This is a genomic window from Marinimicrobium sp. LS-A18, assembly GCF_000463525.1.
Classification (GTDB): domain Bacteria; phylum Pseudomonadota; class Gammaproteobacteria; order Pseudomonadales; family Cellvibrionaceae; genus Marinimicrobium; species Marinimicrobium koreense.
In genome coordinates this window covers 295,348-318,742 of sequence record NZ_AWEP01000005.1, presented here as the reverse complement: position 1 = coordinate 318,742, position 23,395 = coordinate 295,348, and the positions used below count along the sequence as shown (strand labels likewise).

Below are 23,395 nucleotides of genomic sequence, written 5' to 3'. Positions count from 1 at the left end.
CGAGCGGGAAGCTTATCAGTATTAAGATGTATTAAAAATATATCTTATTAGATGGATTGGTATTAAGCAAAGTGCTGAGCGATATAAGCCGTGCCACTCAGCTTTGAGGGGGGAGGGCGTCCCTGGTCCCTCGCATTGCAATCTCCCCCTTACGCCATAAGCGCCACTCTCCGGGTTGGTAGATATCCCAGGTCTCATCGCTGGTGAGCGGTTCGGTGACGATCACGCTGACAATGTCGTCGGGCGTGGTTTCCGATTCGAAATCCACCATCATGTCGGCGTCTTTCAGGCGGGCCGGGCCGAAGGGCGCCCGGCGGGTGATGCTGGCCATTTTGGTGGAGCAGTAGGTGAACAGCCAGTCGCCATTGCTCAACAGCAGGTTGAATACCCCCTGACGGGCGTAGCTTTCGGACAGACTCACCAGCCGCTGTACCACCTCGGCGGTCGGCGTGTGGCGATCGCAATGCCGGCGCAAGTGGTTGAGCATATCGCAGAACAGCGCCTCGCTATCGGTGGTGCCCACCGGCTCGTAGAAACCGGGTTCGGGCGCAAAGTCCGACAACTGGCCGTTGTGGGCAAACACCCAGTACCGGCCCCAGAGCTCGCGGGTGAAGGGATGGGTGTTGGCCAGGCAGATATCACCCACGTTGGCCTGACGGATATGGCAGATGGCCACTTCGCTTTTGATCGGATGGGTCTGCACTACCTCGGCGATGCGGGAGGAGGCGCTGGCGTCGGCGTCGTGGAAGTTGCGCACGCCTTTGCCTTCGTAAAACGCCACGCCCCACCCATCTTTGTGGGGCCCGGTTTCGCCGCCGCGGCGGGTCAGGCCGGTAAAGCTGAAGCACAGATCGGTGGGGGTGTTGGCGCTCATGGCCAGAAGTTCGCACATAACAGACCGGCTCTCAAAGGATAATGCACAGATAATAAGAGATTATACGCACTTTATCTTTCGTCGGACTGCCGTCAGGGGAGGCATGGCGCTTCGACAACCTTTGGCTTATGCACCAAAAAATTGCAGTGATGTCGTCGAGGCCCAAGCTGTGTTCCAGATTGGTGCAAAATCAGTCGGGGCAAGAGCACCATGATGGTGATTACGTGATGCTGTAGGGGGTGGCACCGGACTTACAATACTTTTACCGTTCGGGCCTGGGCGTCCCGTTAAGAGCCCCAAAATAATCGGAGAATTCTGAGCCACTCAAAACGGTGAGTTAGTCCTGGGACTCCTGGTGCCAGTGTCGAGCGGTTTACGCCCGCCAAATGTCGATCACGCCGCGCGATGGGTGCTATTCCGGTCACCGGGCGGAGTCGTAAGCGGCGTCAAGGGCCTGCTGGATGTCGCTGATCAAATCTTCCACGGACTCTACCCCTACCGACAGGCGCAACAGACTGTCGCTGATGCCCAGCGCCATTCGCTGTTCTCGGCTGATGCCATGGTGACTGGTAGCGCAAGGTTGGCTGACCAGGCTCTCCAATCCACCGAGACTGGGCGCCAATACAAAAACCTTGAGACGATCGGCCACCGCGGCGGCCTGTTCAAAATCGCCCTCGAGTTCAATGCTGAGCATCCCTCCGAAGCCGCACATTTGTCGTTTGGCCAGCTCGTGTTGGGCAAACGAAGCGAGGCCCGGGTAGAGCACCCGGCGGATAGGCGACATGGTTTCGAGCGCCTGGGCCAAAGCCAAAGCGTTGTCGTTATGGGTGCGTACACGTAGAGGCAGGGTACGCAGGCTGCGGGCCAGCAGAGCGGCGGTTTCCGGGGACAGAATCTGTCCCAGGTTGGTACGCCATGAGGCGACCCTACGCACTCGTTCCCGGTCGCCCATAAGCGCGCCGGCGGTAATGTCACTGTGGCCGCCGAGGTATTTACTGGCACTGTGCACCACAAGGTCCGCCCCGAGGGTCAGAGGCTGTTGGTTAATGGGGGTGGCAAAGGTGTTGTCCACCATCAGCAGGGCGCCTTTGTGGTGTACCTGCTCGGCCAGGGCGGCGATGTCGATCAGCCGGAGCGTGGGGTTGGCGGGTGTTTCGCAGTACACGAGCATTCCGGGCCTGAGTGTGTCGCCCAGTTCGCCGAGTTGATCGTAGCGCCGGTACTCAACCGGGTAGCCCAGAGGGCGGGCGTTATGCTCGAGAAACTCCAGGGTACCGCCGTACAGGTCACCCACGCCGACTATGCCCTCGTGCCCATGACACAGCAATGTTGCCGAGATGGCAGCCATGCCTGAGGCAAAAGCCAGTGCGGCCGGCGCCTGTTCGAGCATTGCCAGACTCTGCTCAAGCGCCTCGATGGTGGGGTTGCTGCCCCAGCGGGTATACAGCGGTCCATCGGCGCGCCCCTCAATGGTATCAAGTAGAGCCCGGGTATTGGCCTGGCGGTAGGTGGTGGTGTTGTACACCGGGCAGTAGGGGCTGCCGTAGGGGTCGTTGTCGGGGTGGTTGTGAATTAAACGTGTCCGTAGTGCCTGGGGCTTATTTATCGGCATGGTTCTGGTCTCTTCAAACAAAATCGGTTCGCCCTGGAGGCTTTTCGTGCAGGTGGTGCTTATACGGTTTTTGTCGGCGTCTGTAATCGTCGGTCCCAACTCTCCACTTCACCGGTGTTCAATCGATGTTCTAGCAACTTTTGCCAGGACGCCGGTAAGCGGGGAAGCTCATGCATGGCGCGCAATGCCTCTGTGTTCAGAGGATCGAGAAACAGAAAGTGCAGTATGCGCGTCAATGGCCAATCCGGATGAGGCCGATCAATCAATTTGAACCGATCACCCGCCTGAAGTGTGCCCGGGGTCAATACCCGATAGTACCAGCCCGTCCGACCGCTATCTTGCACTCGTTGCGCCATGTCTTTCTCGTGAAACCGGTGGTTCAGTTTCCAGCAGGGTTGGCGGGCCTGGCTCACCTGAAGACGGACAGAACCGAGTGCAAAGATGTCGCCGAAACAGACATCGCTCTCGGTCAAACCAACGGTGCTGATGTTCTCACCAAACGCGCCACAGTGCCAGCGCTTGCCGTGCGTGTCGGGCAGTTGCTGTTGCCAGTGGGGGTAGTGGTCGGCGGGATAATGGTGGATGGCTTTGTCGGGGCCGCCATGATGACGCGGATCACCTTGTTGATCACCGGTCAGACCTAAAGAAGTGACCGTGACTGGGCCCTCCAGGGGGGCTTTGTGAATGGCGCTGAGTTCACCGTTCGGGCCGTAGGGTATAGCACGTCCGATAAAAAGCCGGTCTAGCGTGACAAATTTTCGTTCTACCATAAAGCTATGCCTGATGAGTTGTCGTCGGTGTAATGTTGATCAATCCGTGTGAACCTGTAAATGCCCCTCTGTGATTAACTTATGCGGCCTGTTTCCCACATTCAGGCCCCGGTCTCAGTGTGCAGGTTGATCTGGATGCGAGTCTCTTGGCCGTTTTCTGTCGGCAAAAAAATGAGGAGATCAGGGGTGGCGCGAGTATTACCGCTTACTGGGTATTGTGTCTTTGTCTCCATAAAAACACTATATGTTGTGCTTTCAAGTCATGCAGCTCAGGCGAACTCATCATGTTGCGTTATCTCACCGAAGATGTGGTCTTTCAGGAGGTTCCTGGAGAAGTGTCTCTGGCCTACACGGTTACCGGATGTCCACTGCGCTGCCCGAGTTGTCACAGTGCGGACAGCTGGGACCCTCAAGGTGGTCGCCCTCTGACGCCTGACTTTCTGATTCAGCGATTGAAAGACTATCGGGGGCTGGTGACCTGTGTGCTCTTTTTCGGTGGTGAATGGCAGCCGTGCGCCTTGCTGGCGTTATTGGCTGCCGCCCAACGTCAGGGAGTACATCGTTGCCTGTACACCGGTCTTGATACGGTCGAGCCCCGCTTACGTCGTCAACTGACGTTTCTTAAAACCGGCCCTTGGGTTCGGGAGTTGGGCGGCCTCGACAGCCCCACCACCAATCAACGCCTTATCGATTTGCGCACCGGCGCAATGCTCAACCATCACTTCCAAGGAGGTCACTCCCATGCTTCAACTCACACCACACCAGATCAATCAGAAACTGAGCTTCATTCAGGAATACTTGCACGCGGATAATGCCGCCGACGGCTCCTGCGTGGATGCCAATGCCAACGTCACGCACAAAAATATCGCCACACTGGAGTCCGAGCTGATGAAAGATGTGTTCATCCAGATCAACCGGGCGAAAGTCAGCCGCAAGATTGCCGAACTGTTTGGTGATGAGCTGGCGGAGGAATACGTTCGTCAGGTTGAGGCGCACGAAATTTATGTGCATGATGAAACCAGCCTCAAGCCCTACTGCGTCTCCATGACGCTGTATCCCTTCCTACGCGACGGGCTGACCAAACTCGGTGGTGAGTCTCGCGCACCGCAGCACCTGGAATCCTTCTGTGGCAGCTTCGTCAACCTGGTGTTCGCTGTCAGTGCTCAGTTTGCCGGTGCCGTGGCCACGGTCGAATTTTTAACCTATTTTGACTATTTCGCCCGAAAAGACTATGGCGACAACTACTTGCGAGACCACCCGAAAGCGATTGCCAACCATCTTCAACACGTGGTCTATGCTATCAACCAGCCGGCCGCCGCGCGCGGTTATCAGAGTGTGTTCTGGAATATTTCGGTATACGATCAGTACTATTTTGAGTCAATGTTTGGTGATTTCGTGTTTCCGGATTTCACCAAACCCGATTGGAACTCGGTGTCACAGTTGCAGGATTTTTTCATGAACTGGTTCAACCGGGAGCGTACAAAGGCGATTCTCACCTTTCCGGTGGTTACGGCCGCTTTGTTGACCAAAGATGGGCGCTGTCGGGACCAACTGTTTGCCAAAAAGCTGGCCGGTGAGCTGAGTGAGGGAAACTCATTTTTCATGTTCATGTCGGACAATGCCGACTCGCTGGCCTCCTGTTGCCGGTTGCGCAGCGAAATTAGTGACAACACCTTCTCCTACACATTGGGTGCGGGCGGGGTGGCCACCGGCTCCATCAACGTGATTACCCTGAACATGAATCGTCTGGTTCAGGATGGCCGCGACCTGGATGTCGAGGTGGACAAAGTACATCGCTATCAAGTGGCCTACCGGGCGTTGATGGAAGAGTATCAGCAGGCTGGCTTGCTAAGCGTTTATGATGCGGGGTTAATCTCGCTCGACAAACAGTTTCTGACCATCGGCATCAATGGCATGGTGGAGGCGGCCGAGTCGCAAGGCTTGGTGCCCGGCAATAACTCTGAATACAAAGCGTTTGTGCAGGGACAATTGAAAGTCATCTACGATGCCAACAAGCGGGCCAAGAAAGAGTGGGGCTATATGTTCAATACCGAATTCGTTCCCGCCGAAAACCTGGGCGTAAAGAATGCCAAGTGGGATCGGGCGGATGGCTACCAGGTACGCAGAGATTGCTACAACTCCTACTTCTATCAGGTTGAAGATGAGTCTACCAACTCATTGGATAAATTGATTTTGCACGGACGAGAGCTAATCGACTATCTTGACGGTGGTTCGGCGTTGCACCTGAACCTGGAGGAGTCTCTGACCGTTGATGGCTATCTCGCCCTAATGGAAACCGCGGCGCGCACCGGCTGCAATTACTTCTGTATCAATGTTCGGATCACCATTTGCAATCGTTGCGAACACATCGACAAGCGAACGCTTGAGGCCTGTCCGGAATGCCATTCGGAGGATATTGATTATGGTACGAGAGTGATCGGCTATTTGAAACGGGTGTCGGCGTTCAGCGCCGGACGCCGTAACGAACATCGGTTACGTCACTACCATCGTTTAGGTAAAGAGGGGAGTGCGGCTCTGGTTCGGTAATCCTGAACGGGACGTACGGGGAAAAAGGGGCGGCTAAGCCGCCCCTGCTTATTTCTCCTTAGAAGTTGTAACGAACGCCGATTTGATAGCGTGCGCCCAGGTCTTCAAGGTACTGCGTCAAACGGGCATCACGGGTCCGCCAGCGAACATTTTCTTCAGTCAGGTTCAAACCTTCCACAAAAACGCTGAACTGGTCGTTGATCTCATACGAGACGCTCATGTCCCATTGATAGTACTCATCGACATAAACCGGGTTATTGGAACCACCCTGGTTGGTCTGACGCAGGAACTCATCGCGCCAGTTCCAGGCCAGACGGGCCTGAATGCCATGCTTTTCGTACATCATTACCAGGTTGGCGGTGTCGCTCAAGCCGAGCAGGGCAAACTGCTCCTCGGTTGGATCAGCGGTATCGTCAAAGCCGATGTCGCCGTCGACGATGGTGTAGTTGGCCTGCACGCCAAACCCGGTGTCACCGAAGAAGTGCTGGAAGGCCAGCTCGGCACCATCAATGGTGGCTTCCTTCTGGTTGATCGGGAAGGTGGTGCGCCACTGAATCAACGGGCTGTCCTCATTTGGCGCAATGTCGTACGTCTGAATCATGTCGGCGACAAAGTCCGGGTCCAGCTGCGAGGCGTTGCCGCTGTCCACTTGAATGGCGTCGGGCCCGGTCGGGAAGTCGTTCGGGTTGTCCAGAATGGCGGTCATGGTAAACAGGCTTTCCGCGTTGACCGAAATACCGCGTGCCTCCAAGGCCTGCTCGGCCTGCTCTACCAATGGCCCGGCACTTGGGTCACGGATGCCAAAGTGCGGCTCGTTGCGTACCCCGGAGCCAATGAAGTTCTCTACGTCTTTGCGGAAGTAGCCGATGGACGCATAGCTGCTGTCATCAAAGTACCACTCTACCGAGAGGTCGATATTAGTGGACTCCAACGGATCCAGCTTGGGATCGTTTTTGCTGGCCGAGGTGATACCGCCCAAGTGCGTGGGGTTGTCCTGCCAGAAATTGCCCACCGATACGAAAAGGTTGCCGTAGTTCGGCCGGGCAATGGTCTGGCTGGCGGAGAAGCGGGCGAGTACATCGTCGGTAACCGAAACACCTACGTCCAGGCTGGGTAGGAGGTTATCATAGCTGTGATCCTCTGCCACAAACGCCTGGTCTTCGGCGTATACGGTGGTCTGGAAGTCATTATCACTCTCCCAGGGTCGATATAGCGGAACTTCCATTAATGCGGATGAGGTCACTTCCGTTTCCTCGTAGCGCAGGCCGAGCAGAACGTCGGTCTCAAAGCCGCCCAGGTCAAAGGTATTGTCATACTGAACGAATGCGGCGGTAATCTCTTCGGTTACCTGATTGTCGTTGGGGTGTTGGCTGAGCGCGGAGCAATCCCAGTCGCCATCGTAATCGCCGTAGATGCCCAACGATTGCTGGCACAGGCCGTACACGTCAATGGCCCGCATGCCGATGGTGCTCATTCTGGAGGTGTCGTAGTCGTCGTACTGAGCGGCGAAGTTGAATGGTTTGAGAATGTTGTACAGCTCTCCGGGGTTGCTGACGTTCCAGTTGCCCAGTTGGACCTGGCGGTTGGAGTTCTGTTGGCGCATCTCCATTTCGCGGTATTCCAGGCCGAAGTCCACCGTGGCGTCATCAAATGCCTGACTACCACCGAACTGTACCTGGGTGATGTCCATTTCCTGGGAGGCGTAGAACACGCGGCCCTGTTGGGTGCCGAAGTCGGGTTCGTCAAAGCGCCCGTTATCGTTGGTGTTGTCATCGTCCCAGTCGTAGGCGCCCTGAGGCAGGTCTCCGCCGAATCAGAAGTACTGGCGCTCACCAACCGGAGCGCCCACACTCATGGCGATTTCGCCAGCCTGTCCAGGACCGTCAGGCATGTTGTCCATGCTGGAGTCGTGGGCATCAAAGTTCAGGGTCAGGGATTCATTGACCAACCATTCAGTGTTGAAGCCAAACGAATGCAGAGTGTTGTTCTGCTCGCGCCACTGCTGTTCGTAACCCATGTCTTTGTTGTTCAGCGTTTCCTGAATATACAGAGGCACGGCGATCTCGCCCGAGCTGTCGAAATCAACCTGTTCCACGCTGGAACCGTTCCCGATCCAAAGCGCCCATTCGCCGCGGTGCTCGGCAATCTGCATATCGGCGTAGGTGTAATCGACGGTAACGGTCACATCATCGCGAGGGGCAAACTGGGCGGTCACTTGAGCGTTAGCACGGTCCCGGCTGCGTTCGGAATAAGCCCAGCGGAAATCATTGGGGCGTGCGAAGAGTTGGCCATCTTTCGGTTCTCCGTTGATATCTGCGGCGATATTACCGTCGCCATCGCGAATCCAGCTGAACCCCTGGTTCTCGCCTGCGGCGTGTGCTTCGGCATCCCAGTAAGCCATGTTCCAGTTATTTTCAGCGGCATTGGCTGCGGCGGAATCCCGTTTGGAGTAGCTGGCGGTAACGGCCAGGCCCACGGTGTTGTCGCTGTTTTTCCAGCTGAACAAGCCAGAGACTTCGGGCGTGAAGTCTTCGCCGCTGTCGCCAACGGTGGTGTCGTGCATGCCCTTGGCGCTCAGGGAAACCTCCAGGGGGTCGTTCTCCAGAGGTTTGGTGGTGGTGATGTCCACGGTGGCGCCAATGCCGCCGGTGGGTACCGAAGCGCGACCGGTTTTGTACACGCTGACACCGGCGACGCTTTCGGATGCCAGGTTGGCAAAGTCAAACGCGCGGGTGGCGCCGCCGGAGGTACCGCCGGCGCCGCTGCCGCCGCCGTAGGTGTATCCGGCGGGCAGGGTGCGGCCATTGAGTGTCACCATATTGTTGGCGGCACCAAAGCCACGCACGGTAATCTGGGAGCCTTCGCCGTTGACGCGGTCAATAGAGACGCCGGTGATCCGCTGCAGGGATTCGGCCAGGTTGGCGTCTGGGAACTTACCAATATCCTCGGCGGAAATGGCGTCAACGACGCCCGAGGAATCCCGCTTGATGTCCATGGCGCGATCGAGTGAGGCGCGTAAGCCGGTAACGACGATCTCCTCTAACTGACCGGCCTCCTGCGCCAAGGCGGAAGTACCGAAGGTGGTGCCGACCAGGGCGGCAATACTGGCCGACAGTAACCGTTTTTTAACCAAACTGCGGTTTGTGTTCATTGGATCCTCCAATTTTTATATCGAGTGTTATTGCTTATAGTGCTCGTATTGAGAACAGTGTCCTTCATTGCATCTATCTGCAGGAGGCCTTGGGACGCCTCCAGGCAGAGACTCCAAAATGAACTCATATAGTCGTTAAGTCTATTAGTCTGGTTGGGTAGCCAATGTCGCAGTGAAGTTACCCTTGAGGAGGCAGCGACGCTTACGGCATAAGGAATGGTCGGGTTGCCGACGATGGGGAATGGTCTAGCCTGAGGGCGGTGAGGTATTGTTAGGGTTCAGGACAACACTGAGACCAGGTATTGTTCCTTTTATTGGCTTGTCTAATGGCAGGCACCCGCGACATGGACTGTCCGGGCCCCTCTTTTTGATTGGGTGTGTTTTAGCCGTGGCTGATCTGCAGCGGCGTACCTTTGCAGTCGAAAGCCAGAAAGTTGTTGATCATCCCATTGCGAATGGCATGAATGACTTTCTCAATAGCGTCGTCTATTGCCTTGGGGGTTGGGAGTTTTCCATCTGTTCCGGGAAGCGCCGCAACAAACACCGCATCCCATTCATCACTCGCCTGTTTAGCCTCCTCGACCAATGCTGAGAAGTTGGCCAACTCGTCGGGGCGTTTGTCGATGCCCGCCAGTGGTGCCAAGTGGCCTCCGTGCCCATTTTCGAAATCTCTGGCCTGTTGCTCGGTGTGACCGTGAGGCAACTCTCGTCGGGCGAGCACCAGTATCAGTTTTTGCGGTTCGGGTTGGGACCGCGCAATGGAGAGAAAGTCATCGAAGTGGTTTAGTTCAAAGGTGCTCATAGTAAACGGATCACTGTTATCAACGGGTGGAAGAGGTATGTCTGCCCATTGTGCACACTTTCGGGGTGAACTGTGATTCCTCTAAAGGGGTAGACCCATGGGGGAATATCGCATAACGGGTCAGCGCAGTAGGCTAGGGGTCCCGGTTGGTATTCCCCTAGCAGCTGTGCCACCGGGACTCAAAGGCCTCTGGTGCAGGGATTGCACCCTTTTTTGAGCTCGTTGGAACGATCACGCCACCATCCGGCTGATAAAGCGGTAGGCGGGTGCGGGGATCAGTTGTTCGGGGTCCTGACTGTCGAGGAAATTTTTTAGTGCCAGTCCCAGTTCGGTATCACCCTCAATGGCCAGTTTACGGCGAAAGAACAGTGTGTCGGGATCAACCTGGCCGGCCATGATTTGCAGCAGTGATCGGGTATCGGCCCGAAAGGTCACGTCGGGCGCCACAGGCTTGAGCGAAACGTGTAGCCGTTGGCCGAGCAGCGTCACCGCGAAGTCCAGGTTAATATCCGGCACGGTGATCCGCGCCTGTCGGCCGCGCAGAAAATCCAGCTCGCCCCGGCACAGCGCCTCTGAAAAAGAGTGGTTCAGGCCGATGCCCAACGTGTGTCGGCGAATGGCCTGGGGGATGAGTGGTTGGGCCACTTTGGCGCATTGAATAAGCTGGCGGAGTGATGGGCGAAATGATGCTGAACGGGATTGCATGGTAGTCATAGTGGGGCACCTCCTGAGCGGGCATGCTAGCAAACCCGGGGGGCGTCGCCACTCGCCCAAAATAGGTACCGTTTTTAAACAGAGGTAAACGCCGATGGAATTACTTTGTCCCGCAGGGAGCCTGCCCGCGCTGAAAACCGCCCTGAAAGAGGGGGCCGATGCCGTCTACGTGGGCTTGCGCGGTGATACCAATGCCCGGCACTTTGCCGGCCTCAATCTCGACACCCTGGGGCTGCGCGATGCCGCCCGGGAAACCCATCGGCAGGGGCGGCGGTTGCACGTGGCGATCAATACCTTTGCCCACCCGACACAATGGGACAGTTGGCAACAGGCGGTGGATGAAGCCGTCAAGGCCGGGGCGGACGTGTTGATCATCGCCGATATGGCGGTACTGGCCTACGCGGCCGAGCGCCATCCCGAGGTGGAGCGGCACCTGTCGGTGCAGGCCTCGGCCACCAATGCGGCGGCCATTGATTTTTACCAGCAGGCCTATGGCGTCAGTCGTGTGGTGTTGCCGCGAGTGCTGTCCATGAAACAGGTGTCGGCACTGGCGCACACCGTGAGTACCGAGCTGGAGGTGTTCGCTTTTGGCAGTCTGTGCATTATGGCTGAGGGGCGCTGTTATCTCAGCTCCTACATGACCGGCGAGTCCCCTAATAACTCCGGCGCTTGCTCGCCCGCCAAGTTCGTCCGCTGGGAGGAGAAGCGGGGCGTCCTGGAGTCCCGCCTGAATGGTTACCTGATTGACCGCTTTGCCGGCGGCGAGAACGCCGGTTATCCCACCCTGTGCAAAGGTCGCTTCGAGGTGGACGGCGAGCGCTACCACGCCCTGGAGGAACCGACCAGCCTCAACACCCTGAGCCTGTTGCCCGAGCTGTACCGCGATGGCATCAAGGCGGTGAAGATCGAGGGTCGCCAGCGTAGTCCCGCGTATGTCGGCCAGGTTACCCGGGTGTGGCGTCAGGCCATCGACCGGTTGCTGGAAGATCCGACCCGCTATCAGGTACATCAGGACTGGGACCACACCCTGGCGGGCCTGTCCGAAGGGCATCAGACCACCATCGGGGCCTACCACAGGAGCTGGCGTTAATGTTAAAGCTGAATATCGGACCGATTTTGTACTTCTGGCCCAAAGAGCAGGTCCAGCGTTTTTACACCGCAGTGGCCGAGTCGGATGCTGATTGCGTCTACCTGGGCGAAACCGTGTGCCCCAAGCGGAGGGAGCTGAAGTTGGACGACTATATGGCCCAGGCGCACCAGCTGCGTGAGGCCGGCAAGGAGGTAGTGCTATCCACCATGACCCTGCTGGAATCCCCCGCCGACCTGCGCGAGCTGCGCCGCTACTGCGACAACGGTGAATTCGCCCTGGAGGCCAATGACATCGGCGCGGTGGGTCTGCTGCGCGAGGCGGGGCTTCCCTTCGTCGCCGGAGCCGCGATCAACTGTTACAACCCCCAGACCCTGCGCCAGTTGGTGCAGTTCGGCATGCAACGCTGGTTGATGCCGGTGGAACTGTCCCGAGAGTGGCTGTCGGAGATACTGAGTCACCCGGATATTGAGGATATCCGCAGCAGCTTTGAGGTCGAGGTGTTTGGCTTTGGGCACTTGCCCCTGGCTTGGTCGGCACGCTGCTTTACCGCCCGCTCGGAAAATCGGCCCAAAGATCAATGTGACTTGTGCTGCATCAAATACCCGTCGGGCCGTCCCGTTTACAATCAGGAAGGCGAGCGGCTGTTTGTGCTCAATGGTATTCAGACCCAGTCCGGAGACCGGTACAATCTGGTGGCCGAGGTGCCGCACATGGCCGGGCTGGTGGACGCGGTGCGCCTCAGCCCGGAGCCCGAGGGCACCCTGGAGTGGCTCGCCCGGTTTCGGGCCGCCAGCCGGGGCGATGCCCAGGCGCGCGCCGAGCAGGACGTCAACGGCTATTGGCACAAGATGGCTGGCATCGTACAGGTAGCCTGATGACGGCTACCCCTTATCTCCGAATTTCAATGATTTTAAAGAGGCGGACGAATGACAGAACAATCCAAGGACATTGCCGAGCCGACGGTCGAACTTCAACCCGCGTCCCTGGACATCTGGGACCAGAAATACCGTCTGAAAGACCACCAGGACCAGCCGGTGGATCAGACCATCGACGCCACCTGGGAGCGGGTGGCCCAGGCGCTCGCGGAGATCGAACCCAGGCGCAAGGCCCACTGGCGCCAGGAATTTCTCTGGGCGCTGCGCAACGGCGCCATCCCCGCCGGGCGGATTATTTCCAATGCCGGGGCCCAGGCCTATAAGCCCGCCACCTCCACCATCAACTGCACCGTCTCCGGCACGATCGGTGACTCCATGGAAGACATCCTGTATAAAAATCTCGAAGCCGGGCTGACCCTGAAAGCCGGTTGCGGCATCGGCTACGAATTTTCCACACTGCGACCCAAAGGCGCCTACGTGGCCGGCGCCGGTGCCAACACCTCCGGGCCGCTGTCGTTTATGGATATCTACGACAAGATGTGCTTTACCATTTCCTCCGCCGGTGGCCGGCGCGGCGCCCAGATGGCCACCTTTGACGTGCACCATCCGGACGTCAGCGAATACATCCGCGCCAAGCGCGAGGCCGGGCGTCTGCGCCAGTTCAACCTGTCGCTGCTGATTACCGATGACTTTGTGCAAGCGGTCAAGGCCGATGCCTCTTGGCCGCTGAGTTTCCCCATCACCGAGGACGACCTCAAGCGCGAAGGCCTGAACGGTGATGACCCCGAGCAGGTGGTCTGGCGGCGCCTCGATCACGTGTCCGAAAAATACCTGCGTAACGATGACGGCGAGATTGCCTGCAAGGTCTACAAGAAAGTCCCGGCGCGGCAACTGTGGAACCAGATCATGCGTTCCACTTACGACTTCGCTGAGCCAGGTTTTATCCTGATCGATCGGGTCAACCAGTGGAACAACAACTGGTTCTGTGAAGACATCCGCGCGACCAACCCCTGCGTCACCGCCGATACCTGGGTTCACACCTCGGAGGGGCCGCGCCAGGTCAGTGAACTGGTGGGGCGCCCATTTACTGCGAGGGTGGACGGTACCCACTACGCATCCGGCGAGGAAGGCTTCTTCGTCACCGGCGATAAACCGGTGTTCGAACTGTCCACGCGCGAAGGTTATACCGTGAAGCTGACCGATGACCACAAAGTGCGCAAGGTCGCTTCCAAAAGCCGCTGGTCGGAAACGCTCGACTGGGTGCCCGCTGAACAGCTGGAACCGGGCGATCAGATCGTCCTGCACAACCATCGGGCGATGCCGGACTGGTCCGGCGACGGTAGCCGGGAAGAGGGCTACCTGATGGGTTTGCTGGTGGGCGACGGTACGCTGAAAAGCGACAAAGCCGTTCTGTCGGTGTGGCCGGGACAACAGGCAGTGGGAGACTCCCCCCAGGCACACCCGGTCATGGCCGAGGCGCTGCGCTGCGCCCGCACTCTGCCGCACTGGGCGGACTTCAGAGGTTGGATCGAAGTGCCCGGCCGGGGAGAATACCGTCTGGCCACGGGCGCCATCAAACAGCTGGCCGAAGGCCTGGGCATGACGCCCGGCAACAAAATGATTACCCCCGCGCTGGAAACACGCTCCAGTGAATTCTATCGCGGCTTCTTGCGCGGATTTTTCGATGCCGATGGTTCGGTGCAGGGCTCTCAGCAGAAGGGCGTCAGCGTGCGTCTGGCCCAGTCCGATCTGCCGCGGCTGAAGGCGGTTCAGCGCATGCTGTTGCGCCTCGGCATTGCAGCCCGTCTTTATCAGAATCGTCGCCCGGCCGAGCACCGTGCTCTACCGGATGGCCGGGGTGGCCAGCAAGCGTATGCCACCGTCGCCCAACACGAGTTGGTCATCAGTGGCGATAATCTGCCGACCTTTATGGAACGGGTGGGCTTTTCCGACATCGTCAAAATGACCCGCCTGAAAAATGCCCTGGGTAGCTACAAGCGCACCCTGAACCGCGAGCGGTTTATGGTGACTGTCAAAGGTCTGGCGCCTGTGGGAACCGAAACCGTTTACGACGTGCAGGTTCCCGGCATCAACGCCTTTGATGCCAATGGGCTCTACGTGCACAACTGCGGTGAGCAGCCTCTGCCCCCCTATGGCAGTTGTCTGCTCGGCTCTGTCAATCTTACCCAGTGCGTAAAGCATCCCTTTACCGAGCAGGCGGAATTCGATTGGGAAAAGTTCCGCAAGCTGGTCTCCATCTTTACCCGCATGTTGGATAACGTGGTGGAAATCAATGGGCTGGCGCTGGCAGAGCAGCGCCGGGAGATTGAGCGCAAGCGCCGCCACGGCATGGGCTTTCTGGGGCTGGGTTCGGCCCTGACCATGCTCACCATTCCCTATGGCAGTCCCGTGTCCATCGCGTTTACCGAACAGGTGAGCAAAGAGCTGGCGCTGGCCGGTTGGCGCGAGTCGTTGAATCTGGCCAAAGAAAAAGGCCCGGCGCCCATCATGGCGGAAACCTTCGAGGTCACGCCTATCATGCTGGCCAAGCAACCCGAGCTGGCCAAAGAGTACAAGGTGGGCGATCAGGTGCCCGGTAAAGTGCTCTGGGCAAAATACAGCCGTTATATGCAACAGGTGGCCGAGGAAGATCCGTCACTGGTGGAGGCGCTGGCGGACACCGGTGGCCGCTTTACCCACCACTCTTCCATTGCGCCCACGGGCACCATTTCCCTGTCCCTGGCGAATAACGCCAGTAACGGTATTGAGCCCAGTTTTGCGCACCACTACGCGCGCAATGTGATCCGCAGTGGCAAGAAAACCAAGGAGAAAGTGGATGTGTTCTCCTACGAACTGCTGCGCTATCGCCAGCTGGTCGAGCCCAAGGCCAAACCTTACCCGCAGCCGGGGGAGACCGGTCTGCCAGAGTACTTTGTGGTATCCGACCAGATCACTCCTGAGCAGCATGTGGATGTGCAGGCCGCGGCACAGAAATGGATTGACTCCTCCATTTCCAAAACCATCAACGTGCCCACAGAAATCGCCTACGACCGGTTCAAGGACATTTACCTGTACGCCTACGAGAAAGGGCTGAAGGGCTGCACCACATTCCGCTTCAACCCGGAAGCCTTCCAGGGTGTGTTGGTGAAAGAGCAGGATCTGGAAAACACCACCTATGTGTTTGAGCTGGAGGACGGTCAAAAGCTCGAACTGAAGGGCAACGAAGAGGTGGAGTACGACGGCGAAATGCACACCGCCGCCAACCTGTACGAGGCCTTGAAAGAAGGTTATTACGGCAAGTTTTAATTGGAGCAGTCTGTATGAACGCCAAAGTTATTGACAAAAAAATCACCGGCTTCTCCATCAAAAAGCCGGAGCCCGAGAAAGAGCCGGACATCGAGCGCATGCACGAGAAGTTCGAGCGCCCGGAAACCCTCGAAGGCAGCACTTACAAGATCAAGACGCCGCTGTCCGACCACGCCCTGTACATCACTATCAACGATGTGGTGCTGAACCCGGGCACCGACCACGAAGTACGCCGGCCCTTCGAGATTTTCATCAACTCGAAGAACCTGGAGCATTTTCAGTGGGTGGTGGCGCTGACCCGCGTCATCTCCGCGGTGTTCCGCAAGGGTGGGGATGTCACCTTCCTGGTGGAGGAGCTGAAAGCGGTATTTGACCCGCAGGGCGGCTACTTCAAATCCGGCGGCCGCTTCATGCCCTCGCTGGTGGCGGAGATCGGCGACGCCATTGAAACCCACATGAAGCGCATCGGCCTGATCCAGGACGAAGCGCTATCCGAAGCGCAGCGGGAGGTGCTCAAGGAGAAGCAGGTGGAGTACGAGCAGAAGCATCACATCGAGCATGGCAGTGATGAGTTTCCGCCCACCGCAACCTTGTGTCTCAAGTGCCATACCAAAGCGGTGATCATCATGGATGGTTGTAAAACCTGCCTCAACTGCGGGGCGTCCAAGTGCGGCTGAGCCTCGACTGAGGCTCAGTTGATTTACGTCAAGGCGGATGTGTGCAGTCAGCGTAAAGTAACTTCACACGTTGTCAGCTTTGGAATTCACTATGGACGACACACAGAAACCGCTGGTCTATGCCTGCTCGGGCCGCTCCAATGTGGCCCAGTTGGCGAACGATATTGCCGTGGTGATGGACCGGGAAGGCCACGCTGAAATGTCCTGCATCGCGGGCGTGGGTGGCGATGTACCGAGTCTGGTCAAGGTCGCCAAATCCGGCCGGGATATCTGCGCCATCGACGGCTGCGCCCTGGCCTGCGTCAAGCACTCCCTGGCCCGCCACGGCGTAACGCCCAAGTGGCATATTGAGCTCACGACCAAGGGCATCAAAAAGCGGAGTCACGAAGGGTGCTCCATTCAGGAGCATTACGATGTGTTGCGCAGTGTGTATAGCGAGTTGGGGATTATCGCGACGGGGGAGTAGCGTACTCTCCTACCGCATCAAATGCCCCACAAAATTACAAGGCCCCTGCCGAGCATCCAGCTGCGGCTGCAACAACTTCGTCCATCCTGTGCGGCAGGCCCCGGTCGACCCGGGCAGACAGGCAATCAAGGTATGATTCGCCAACCCCGCCAACGCTCGAGACTGAATGGTCGACGTGCCAATCTCCCCCCAGGAAATCTGCCGGAACATCTCCCCAAACCCTTCCACTTCTTTATCAAACAACGGCTTCATCGCCTCGGGGGTCGAATCCCGGTCGGTAAACCCGGTGCCACCGGTGATCAGGACCACATGCACGTTGGCATCGGCGATCCAGACGGACACCTGGGCGCGAATCTGATAAATATCGTCTTTCAATAAGGCGCGGTCGGCGAGGGTATGGCCCTCTTCCTGCAGAGCGTCCACCAGGTACTGACCCGAGGTGTCGTTCTCAAAGGTGCGGGTATCGGAAACGGTCAGAACCGCAATGTTCAGGGGTTTCATTTCCGAGGGTAAGGCGTGTGCCATTAACAGCTACTCCGTAACAATCTATTGAATCAGGTAAAAGTTTAACCGCCGATCATCGCCAGCTGCCGGGTCGAGCCGGGGTTCTGCTCGTGCAGGTGATGGCTGAAATCTTTGCCCTTGATGGCTTCCCGCAAAAACGCCATCACCGGCTCCGGATCATCGGACTGCAACAGGTGGCGCAGGCTCTGGTGCTCATCGACAAACAGGCACAGGAACAGCTGCCCCTGACTGGAGACGCGCAGACGGTTGCAGGTGGCGCAGAAGTCTTTGCTATAGGGCATGATCATGCCGATGCCGCCGGCGTAATCCGGGTGCCAGAATTCCCGGGCGGGGCCGGAGTCCCGGCCGCGGAGTCGCTCCTGCCAGCCCTGGGTGCGCATGCGCTCAATCACTTTATCGCCGCTCAAGTGGTGGCGATCAAAAAACTCGGCGTTGTCCCCGGTCTGCATCAACTCGATCATGCGCAGGGTGATGGGCCGGTCTTTCACAAAGTCGATAAAGTCATCCAGCGCATCGTCGTTGTAGTGCTTCATCAACACGCTGTTGACCTTGATGTTGGGAATGCCCAGCTCGGCCGCACGCTCCAGCCCCTTGAGAATTTCCTGCAGTTTGTTGTGACCGGTGATCATCTCAAACTTGGCGTGATCCAGGCTGTCGATGCTCACGTTGAGCGCATCCAAGCCCGCCGCGTGCCAGGCGTCGATGTCCTTGGTCAAACGGTAGCCATTGGTGGTCATGGCCACGGTTTCAATACCGGGGGTCTGCTTGCACAGTCGGATGATCTCGGTCAGATCTTTGCGCAGGGAGGGCTCGCCGCCGGTAATGCGCACTTTGCGCATGCCCAGGCGGGCAAAGGCATTCACTAGACGACGGATTTCGTCGAGGGTCAGGTCCTGAGCGCGGGCATCGGGGCCACAATCGGTCCCGTCCGGCAGGCAGTAGTCGCACCGAAAGTTGCACACTTCGGTAACGGACAGGCGCAAGTAACTGAAGCGCCGATCAAAAGAGTCAGTCAGCATAGAAACACCTTTCCAAGCGCGGGAGGCGGCCCGGTTTCCCGAACGGCCCCGGTTACCTTGGCTCACCCGGTTGGATGAGTGGGTAACGGCCCATGGACCCTAGCGTTGCCTTAGGTCAATGGGCTCGGTGTGAGTGTATGGTTAAGTCTAGCGCAAAACAGCGCGGTTTGTTTATGGCTCCGAGGTATAACCCCGCCTACCTCCTCATGGGTAGTTGGCACTTTTCGGTGGAAGTTTTGAGTCAAATCAACCACTTAGCATGCGCGTGCCGTTAGTATGCGCGGGTTTTTGTCCGCTGTGATGCCCAATTCCTGAGGATCTTTGCCCAATGCCCCTGTTCGCCCCTGAACTTCTGTCTCCCGCCGGCAGCCTGCGCGCCATGCGCCTGGCCTTTGCCTACGGTGCCGATGCGGTCTACGCCGGTTTGCCACGCATGAGCCTGCGGGTGCGCAATAACAGCTTTGATCACGAGGCCCTGGCACAGGGCATCAGTGAGGCGCACGCCCTGGGCAAGCGCTTTTATGCGGTGACCAACGTGGCGCCGCACAACAACAAGGTCCGCACCCTGATCAAGCATCTGGCGCCGGTAGTGGACATGGGGCCGGACGCCCTGATCGTCTCCGATCCTGGAGTCATCTGGCTGGTCCGCCAGCAGTTTCCCGGCATGCCCATGCACTTATCGGTCCAGGCCAATACGGTCAACTGGGCGGCGGTCAAATTCTGGCAGGAGCAGGGCATCGAGCGGATCATCCTGTCCAGGGAACTGGGCATCGAGGAGATCGGAGAAATCCGCGAGCAGGTGCCGGACATGGAACTGGAGGTCTTTGTTCACGGAGCCCTGTGCATGGCCTATTCCGGGCGCTGCATGCTCTCGGGCTACTTCAACCACCGCGACCCGAATCAGGGCGCCTGCACCAATGCCTGTCGCTGGAAGTACGAGGCCAAACCCGCTCGGGAAGATGAGATAGGGCAGTGGGAGCCGGTGGTGATTGAAGACAAGATCCGCCCCGGCGAATTGATGCCCATGGATGAAGACGAGCACGGCAGCTACATCCTCAACTCCAAAGACCTGCGCGCCGTGGAGTATGTGGAGCAGCTGACGCGTATGGGCGTGCACTCGCTCAAAATCGAGGGGCGCACCAAGTCGCCCTACTATGTGGCCCGCACCGCCCAGGTCTACCGCCGCGCCATCGACGATGCCGTCGCCGGGAAAGCTTTTGACCGGAGCCTGCTGTTTGAGCTGGAAGGCCTGGCCAACCGAGGCTACACCGCCGGCCTGCTGGACCGCCACGCCCGCCCCGAAACCCTGCAGAACCTGGAACGTGCGCACCACAACGGTGCCCAGCAGTGGGTGGCCGAGCCCAAGGCGAGGGTGGGGGACTGGTATGAAGTCGAAGCCAAAAATGGCTTCTCCGTAGGTGAGCGGCTTTACCTGCTGACGCCCGAGGGCAATCACCTCTTTGAGCTGACCGCGCTGCAGGATAAAACCGGTACCCCGATAGAACGCGCCCCGGGCTCGGGCCACCGCGTCCGCCTGCAACTCCCGGTGGATTGCGATCCGGAAACCGCCCTGCTGGTTAAAAACCTGGTGTAGGGCGGATAAGCGCGGAGCGCGCATCCGCCGTTGCCGGACGCGGCGTTCGGGTGTTGCGTTACGCTTGTTACGGCGGATGCGCGCTCCGCGCTTATCCGCCCTACGCGACCTCCGGACTGTCCGTCGGCTGACGGCCTAACTGGAGGTGTGGAGCGGATCGGTCAGGCGTTCGCAGCCGAGCCCATCCGCTGTGACAGACGTCAACCCTGTTTATAACCAATCTTGATAGTCGTTCTGCTCCGCTATTAAAAACGCTTCCTTCCCAATTACGAAAAGTTTCGTAGAATAAATACGAAATACTTCGTAATTAAGGAGCCCCGATGCCCAAGTCGTCCCGTTCAACCCCAACTCGCTCGGAAATGCAGATCCTGGAGCAGCTCTGGCAGTGTCGTGAGGCCACCGCCCAGACCATTCACGACGCCCTGGGCGGTGAGCGCTCGGTGGGCTACACCGGCACGCTCAAACTGATGCAGCTGATGCACCAGAAAGGGCTTCTGGGGCGGCGGCGCGAAGGGCGTAGCCACGTGTACTATCCCCTGGTGGAAGAACAGGACACCAAAGCCTCGCTGCTCAGCTCATTTATCGATACCACCTTTTCAGGTTCCGCCAGCAAACTGATGATGCACCTGCTGGGCAATAAAACCGTGTCCCGTCAAGAACTGGACGAAATACGGGAATACCTCGATCGGATTGAGGAGGACAAGTCATGAACTGGCTGACCCAATGGATGGGCGAGACGTTTGTTTACGCCCTGGGGTGGACCCTATTGCACTCCCTGTGGCAGAGCGCCCTGGTGGCCGTCAGCTTGGCGCTGGTGTTGACGGTGACACCTCGCTGGTCGGCCAATGCCCGTTACCTGAGTGGCGTGGTGGCCCTGGGGATCGTCATGGTGCTGAGCGCACTGACTTACAGTCGCTACTACGCGTTGGTGGAAGTGGCGCTGGTTGAAGCCGCTGCCGTCCCCGAGCCGGTACTGACCGACTCCGGTTCGCTGTTCTCGCCGGCGGTGTGGGCCCAGTGGATCAACCGCCACATGTCGACCATCTTGCTGCTCTGGATGTTGGGTTTCGCCCTTTCTATGGCTCGATATTGCGGCGGGCTGCTTTACTGCTATCGCCTGAAAAACCGGCTGAGTCATCCGGCATCGTCGCCGTGGCAGACACGGGTCAATGCCCTGGGGAGCCGCATCGGAGTCGGAAGGGATGTGGTGCTGCGGCTCAGCGAACGTCTGGAAGGACCTTGCGTTGTTGGTCACCTGAAGCCGGTGGTTCTGTTGCCCGCTGCACTCCTGACCCAGATGAGTCGTGATGAATTGGAGGCGATTTTGCGGCATGAATTGGCGCATATCCGTCGCAACGACTACCTGGTCGGTTTGATTCAAAGCCTGATCAAAACCCTGTACTTCTTTAACTGGCTCGTGCTTTGGATCAGTGCGCAGATCGATCGCGAGCGGGAAAATGCCTGCGACGATATCGCTGCTGACGGTTGTAAAAGCCGGATTTTTTACGCCGAGACTCTGGCCCGATTTTCCTCGCTGAAAATGGGCGACTCGGCTTCCAATGATGGAGAACTTACCATGGCTATAAATGGAAAGCACCCGCACCTACTCGCCCGTATTCGTCGGCTGTTTGAGCCCGCGACGTCTACCGCACGTCCGTTTGAAGGGCTGGTGTCCAGCTTGCTGCTGGTGGCGCTGGGGTTGTTCTTGAGTATGCACTCCCAAGCCGAGGACCAATACCCCGACATTGAAACCCTGGACGATGCCTCGGTGGAAAGCCTGATCGACACCTTTCGTTCGCAGTTGATAGACGCCGACGATGAGCCCCATTTTGTGACCACGCTGGTGCCGACCTCGGATTATCAGGCCTTGTCGGATCAGGAGCGGGCGGCGTTCGTTCGACACTTCAAAGCGGCGTTGTGGAAGGATCGTTATCGCGACAAAGAGCGTCCTCCGTTCTACAGTCATCTCAATGAGGAAGAGTGGTTGGAGGCGCGGCAGGTGTTGCTTGAGCAACATTATGCGCACTTCCTTCGGGCGCTGGAGGGTAAACTGGTTCGACTGGAAGAGCATGACGCCCGGGTGTCTGATCAATCTGATAAAATTCGTTTCGCGACATATGAGGGGGGACGAATGGAGGCGGAAGTTCCCGTCGGTTCAATTCGAGCGTTGCAAAATCAACCAGGCGAGTCAGTGGAGGCCGGCCCTTTTTCTCTACGCGCTTTGAACGATGGCAGCCTGCTCTTGACCCTTCGACGGGGGGAGCAGATGCCGGATTTCGTCACCTCGCGCAAGGTAGGATCGGAAGACTTTTCCGGTGATGGAGCCTTGGCGGGAAAGATGAAATTCTTTTCATATAATGATGACCCCAAGCAGGGGCACATTCGATCGTTCGCGGCTACCTCTGACTTTTATCAGGTGTGGTTGGGCAAAGAAGCTGTTGAATCTGTGTTAACTGGTCAGGACGCGGAAGGCTATAGCGCACTGCTTGGGTTTCGGGCCAGTCGAGAAGGCCTAATGGAAATAGCGTTTGATCCCGAGCCTGAACAATACCTTTCCAACCGCTTGATGATGTTTATGGATAGCGACAAGTTACCCTTTTTGGAAGAGCTGGAGAAAGAGCTTGCAAGTCTGCTCGCCAAGCTGCCCAGCGACTTGCATTCCTACCTCTATCAGGAAAAGCATTTAGAGCGTCATTTCCAAGCGTGGTCATTGCAAACAGGCGTTGTTATGAGTGACCGACAAAAACGGACATTCACCGTAATCTTCCAGAAAATGAGAGCCGATTTTTTGCTTGAGGCGGTGCAAGACCCGGAGCGTGATGCGCTGGAGATGGCTCACCATTCCATATCGGTCTGGGCCGATGAGTTCAACTGGGTAAATATTTATCCTGCTCACAAGGAGCCCGACGCACTCTTTGACTTGATCATTGAAGACAAGACGATTACGGAAGCCGTAGCCCAGGTCGCCGAGGTGTGTGAGGGCATCGAACGCCCTGAGGGGTACGAGTTGGTTACCCAGCCGGTGTCATTGTACGGCTATGAAACGCATTGTGAGCAATGGCAGGGGGTGTTTGAACAATTGGTGGAAAACCATGCCGATCTCGCTGCGCGATAGTTGATCGGCTAAACCCTAGCGCTTTGCCCGGGCTTGTCCCGGGCTTTTTTGTTACCGAGTGATGAACGAAACGATCTCCTATCTAACCGGTAGTATCCGTAGGGCGGATCGGTCCGACGTTTCGGAGTGCAACGCACGCATCCGCCGTTGCCAAGCTTGAAGCATTGGGTGACGCGTACCGTTTTGTTGCGGCGGATGCGGCCTCCGGCCTTATCCGCCCTACGCGGCCTCCGAGCTATCCGTAGGGCGGATCGGTCC

17 protein-coding genes, 1 pseudogene and 1 riboswitch are annotated in these 23,395 nt (G+C 57.9%); of the genes and pseudogenes, 10 read left to right on the top strand and 8 right to left on the bottom strand.

Features of this window, described 5'->3' with window-relative positions:
- Window positions 1-97: 97 nt before the first annotated feature.
- From N645_RS0109270 to N645_RS17740, 3 genes are all read right to left on the bottom strand, one after another.
- The gene (locus N645_RS0109270; protein WP_024461232.1) at window positions 98-892 is read right to left on the bottom strand and encodes a class II glutamine amidotransferase; all 795 of its coding nucleotides are present in this window, start codon (window positions 890-892) and stop codon (window positions 98-100) included.
- A 403-nt stretch (window positions 893-1,295) separates the two neighbouring features.
- The gene (locus N645_RS0109265) at window positions 1,296-2,486 is read right to left on the bottom strand and encodes a PLP-dependent aspartate aminotransferase family protein (RefSeq protein WP_024461231.1); all 1,191 of its coding nucleotides are present in this window, start codon (window positions 2,484-2,486) and stop codon (window positions 1,296-1,298) included.
- 59 nt (window positions 2,487-2,545) lie between these two features.
- Window positions 2,546-3,256 (bottom strand): MOSC domain-containing protein, encoded by a 711-nt coding sequence (locus tag N645_RS17740; RefSeq protein WP_081665996.1) that lies wholly within the window; start codon window positions 3,254-3,256, stop codon window positions 2,546-2,548.
- Window positions 3,257-3,540: 284 nt separating this feature from the next.
- Between N645_RS17740 and nrdG the strand changes: the two genes are divergently transcribed.
- Together nrdG and nrdD are read left to right on the top strand one after the other, a co-directional pair.
- Entirely contained in the window at window positions 3,541-4,068 is a 528-nt protein-coding gene (gene nrdG / locus N645_RS17735) for an anaerobic ribonucleoside-triphosphate reductase activating protein (protein WP_081665994.1), read from the top strand.
- Window positions 3,998-5,803, top strand: coding sequence for an anaerobic ribonucleoside-triphosphate reductase (gene nrdD / locus N645_RS0109250; RefSeq protein ID WP_024461229.1), 1,806 nt, complete (start codon window positions 3,998-4,000; stop codon window positions 5,801-5,803). Before nrdG ends, nrdD begins: the two co-directional genes overlap by 71 nt.
- Before the next feature lie 58 nt (window positions 5,804-5,861).
- Here nrdD and N645_RS18335 read toward each other — a convergent pair.
- The 3 genes and pseudogenes from N645_RS18335 to N645_RS0109235 form a co-directional block, all read right to left on the bottom strand.
- A pseudogene (locus tag N645_RS18335) lies at window positions 5,862-8,954 on the bottom strand (TonB-dependent receptor).
- A gap of 382 nt (window positions 8,955-9,336) precedes the next feature.
- Window positions 9,337-9,756, bottom strand: a complete 420-nt coding sequence (locus N645_RS0109240; protein WP_024461228.1) for a hypothetical protein — start codon at window positions 9,754-9,756, stop codon at window positions 9,337-9,339.
- Between the two features lie 231 nt (window positions 9,757-9,987).
- A complete protein-coding gene (locus N645_RS0109235) occupies window positions 9,988-10,470 on the bottom strand; it encodes an SCP2 domain-containing protein (RefSeq protein WP_081665992.1) in 483 nt (160 codons plus the stop codon).
- Between the two features lie 94 nt (window positions 10,471-10,564).
- Here N645_RS0109235 and N645_RS0109230 point away from each other — a divergent pair, with 94 nt between their 5' ends.
- The 5 genes from N645_RS0109230 to N645_RS0109210 all read left to right on the top strand — a co-directional run bounded on the left by N645_RS0109230 (window position 10,565) and on the right by N645_RS0109210 (window position 16,884).
- On the top strand, window positions 10,565-11,560 hold the full coding sequence (locus N645_RS0109230) for a peptidase U32 family protein (protein ID WP_024461226.1): 996 nt from the start codon (window positions 10,565-10,567) through the stop codon (window positions 11,558-11,560).
- Complete coding sequence (locus N645_RS0109225) at window positions 11,560-12,435, top strand: U32 family peptidase (protein ID WP_024461225.1); 876 nt, start codon at window positions 11,560-11,562, stop codon at window positions 12,433-12,435. The genes N645_RS0109230 and N645_RS0109225 overlap by 1 nt, the downstream gene beginning before the upstream one ends.
- 51 nt (window positions 12,436-12,486) lie before the next feature.
- Window positions 12,487-15,741, top strand: coding sequence for an LAGLIDADG family homing endonuclease (locus tag N645_RS0109220; protein WP_024461224.1), 3,255 nt, complete (start codon window positions 12,487-12,489; stop codon window positions 15,739-15,741).
- 14 nt (window positions 15,742-15,755) lie between these two features.
- Window positions 15,756-16,418 carry an NrdJb gene (locus N645_RS0109215; protein WP_024461223.1) on the top strand — a complete coding sequence of 221 codons (663 nt, stop codon included), beginning with the start codon at window positions 15,756-15,758 and terminating at the stop codon, window positions 16,416-16,418.
- Window positions 16,419-16,509: 91 nt separating this feature from the next.
- Entirely contained in the window at window positions 16,510-16,884 is a 375-nt protein-coding gene (locus tag N645_RS0109210) for a putative zinc-binding protein (protein ID WP_024461222.1), read from the top strand.
- 9 nt (window positions 16,885-16,893) lie between these two features.
- On the opposite strand, the gene moaB is transcribed toward N645_RS0109210, so the two are convergent.
- Both moaB and moaA read right to left on the bottom strand, forming a co-directional pair.
- Complete coding sequence (moaB, locus tag N645_RS0109205; RefSeq protein WP_024461221.1) at window positions 16,894-17,409, bottom strand: molybdenum cofactor biosynthesis protein B; 516 nt, start codon at window positions 17,407-17,409, stop codon at window positions 16,894-16,896.
- 41 nt (window positions 17,410-17,450) lie between these two features.
- Window positions 17,451-18,428, bottom strand: coding sequence for a GTP 3',8-cyclase MoaA (gene moaA / locus N645_RS0109200; RefSeq protein ID WP_024461220.1), 978 nt, complete (start codon window positions 18,426-18,428; stop codon window positions 17,451-17,453).
- Window positions 18,417-18,570: riboswitch (molybdenum cofactor riboswitch) on the bottom strand. (Overlaps the previous gene by 12 nt.)
- Before the next feature lie 186 nt (window positions 18,571-18,756).
- On the opposite strand from moaA, the gene yegQ reads away from it, so the two are divergent.
- The 3 genes from yegQ to N645_RS0109185 all read left to right on the top strand — a co-directional run bounded on the left by yegQ (window position 18,757) and on the right by N645_RS0109185 (window position 23,137).
- Window positions 18,757-20,022, top strand: a complete 1,266-nt coding sequence (yegQ, locus tag N645_RS0109195) for a tRNA 5-hydroxyuridine modification protein YegQ (RefSeq protein WP_036160738.1) — start codon at window positions 18,757-18,759, stop codon at window positions 20,020-20,022.
- 320 nt (window positions 20,023-20,342) lie between these two features.
- The gene (locus tag N645_RS0109190; RefSeq protein WP_024461218.1) at window positions 20,343-20,732 is read left to right on the top strand and encodes a BlaI/MecI/CopY family transcriptional regulator; all 390 of its coding nucleotides are present in this window, start codon (window positions 20,343-20,345) and stop codon (window positions 20,730-20,732) included.
- The gene (locus N645_RS0109185) at window positions 20,729-23,137 is read left to right on the top strand and encodes a M56 family metallopeptidase (RefSeq protein WP_024461217.1); all 2,409 of its coding nucleotides are present in this window, start codon (window positions 20,729-20,731) and stop codon (window positions 23,135-23,137) included. The genes N645_RS0109190 and N645_RS0109185 overlap by 4 nt, the downstream gene beginning before the upstream one ends.
- Window positions 23,138-23,395 lie beyond the last annotated feature (258 nt).

Bases quoted from the DNA above. Each gene is read 5' to 3' on its own strand.
- N645_RS0109185 (WP_024461217.1), top strand. From the start codon at position 20,729: ATGAACTGGCTGACCCAATGGATGGGCGAGACGTTTGTTTACGCCCTG.
- N645_RS0109265 (WP_024461231.1), bottom strand. From the start codon at position 2,486: ATGCCGATAAATAAGCCCCAGGCACTACGGACACGTTTAATTCACAAC.
- moaB (WP_024461221.1), bottom strand. From the start codon at position 17,409: ATGGCACACGCCTTACCCTCGGAAATGAAACCCCTGAACATTGCGGTT.
- N645_RS0109215 (WP_024461223.1), top strand. From the start codon at position 15,756: ATGAACGCCAAAGTTATTGACAAAAAAATCACCGGCTTCTCCATCAAA.
- N645_RS17740 (WP_081665996.1), bottom strand. From the start codon at position 3,256: ATGGTAGAACGAAAATTTGTCACGCTAGACCGGCTTTTTATCGGACGT.
- nrdD (WP_024461229.1), top strand. From the start codon at position 3,998: ATGCTTCAACTCACACCACACCAGATCAATCAGAAACTGAGCTTCATT.
- moaA (WP_024461220.1), bottom strand. From the start codon at position 18,428: ATGCTGACTGACTCTTTTGATCGGCGCTTCAGTTACTTGCGCCTGTCC.
- N645_RS0109190 (WP_024461218.1), top strand. From the start codon at position 20,343: ATGCCCAAGTCGTCCCGTTCAACCCCAACTCGCTCGGAAATGCAGATC.
- N645_RS0109220 (WP_024461224.1), top strand. From the start codon at position 12,487: ATGACAGAACAATCCAAGGACATTGCCGAGCCGACGGTCGAACTTCAA.
- yegQ (WP_036160738.1), top strand. From the start codon at position 18,757: ATGCCCCTGTTCGCCCCTGAACTTCTGTCTCCCGCCGGCAGCCTGCGC.
- N645_RS0109225 (WP_024461225.1), top strand. From the start codon at position 11,560: ATGTTAAAGCTGAATATCGGACCGATTTTGTACTTCTGGCCCAAAGAG.
- nrdG (WP_081665994.1), top strand. From the start codon at position 3,541: ATGTTGCGTTATCTCACCGAAGATGTGGTCTTTCAGGAGGTTCCTGGA.
- N645_RS0109210 (WP_024461222.1), top strand. From the start codon at position 16,510: ATGGACGACACACAGAAACCGCTGGTCTATGCCTGCTCGGGCCGCTCC.
- N645_RS0109270 (WP_024461232.1), bottom strand. From the start codon at position 892: ATGTGCGAACTTCTGGCCATGAGCGCCAACACCCCCACCGATCTGTGC.
- N645_RS0109240 (WP_024461228.1), bottom strand. From the start codon at position 9,756: ATGAGCACCTTTGAACTAAACCACTTCGATGACTTTCTCTCCATTGCG.
- N645_RS0109230 (WP_024461226.1), top strand. From the start codon at position 10,565: ATGGAATTACTTTGTCCCGCAGGGAGCCTGCCCGCGCTGAAAACCGCC.
- N645_RS0109235 (WP_081665992.1), bottom strand. From the start codon at position 10,470: ATGACTACCATGCAATCCCGTTCAGCATCATTTCGCCCATCACTCCGC.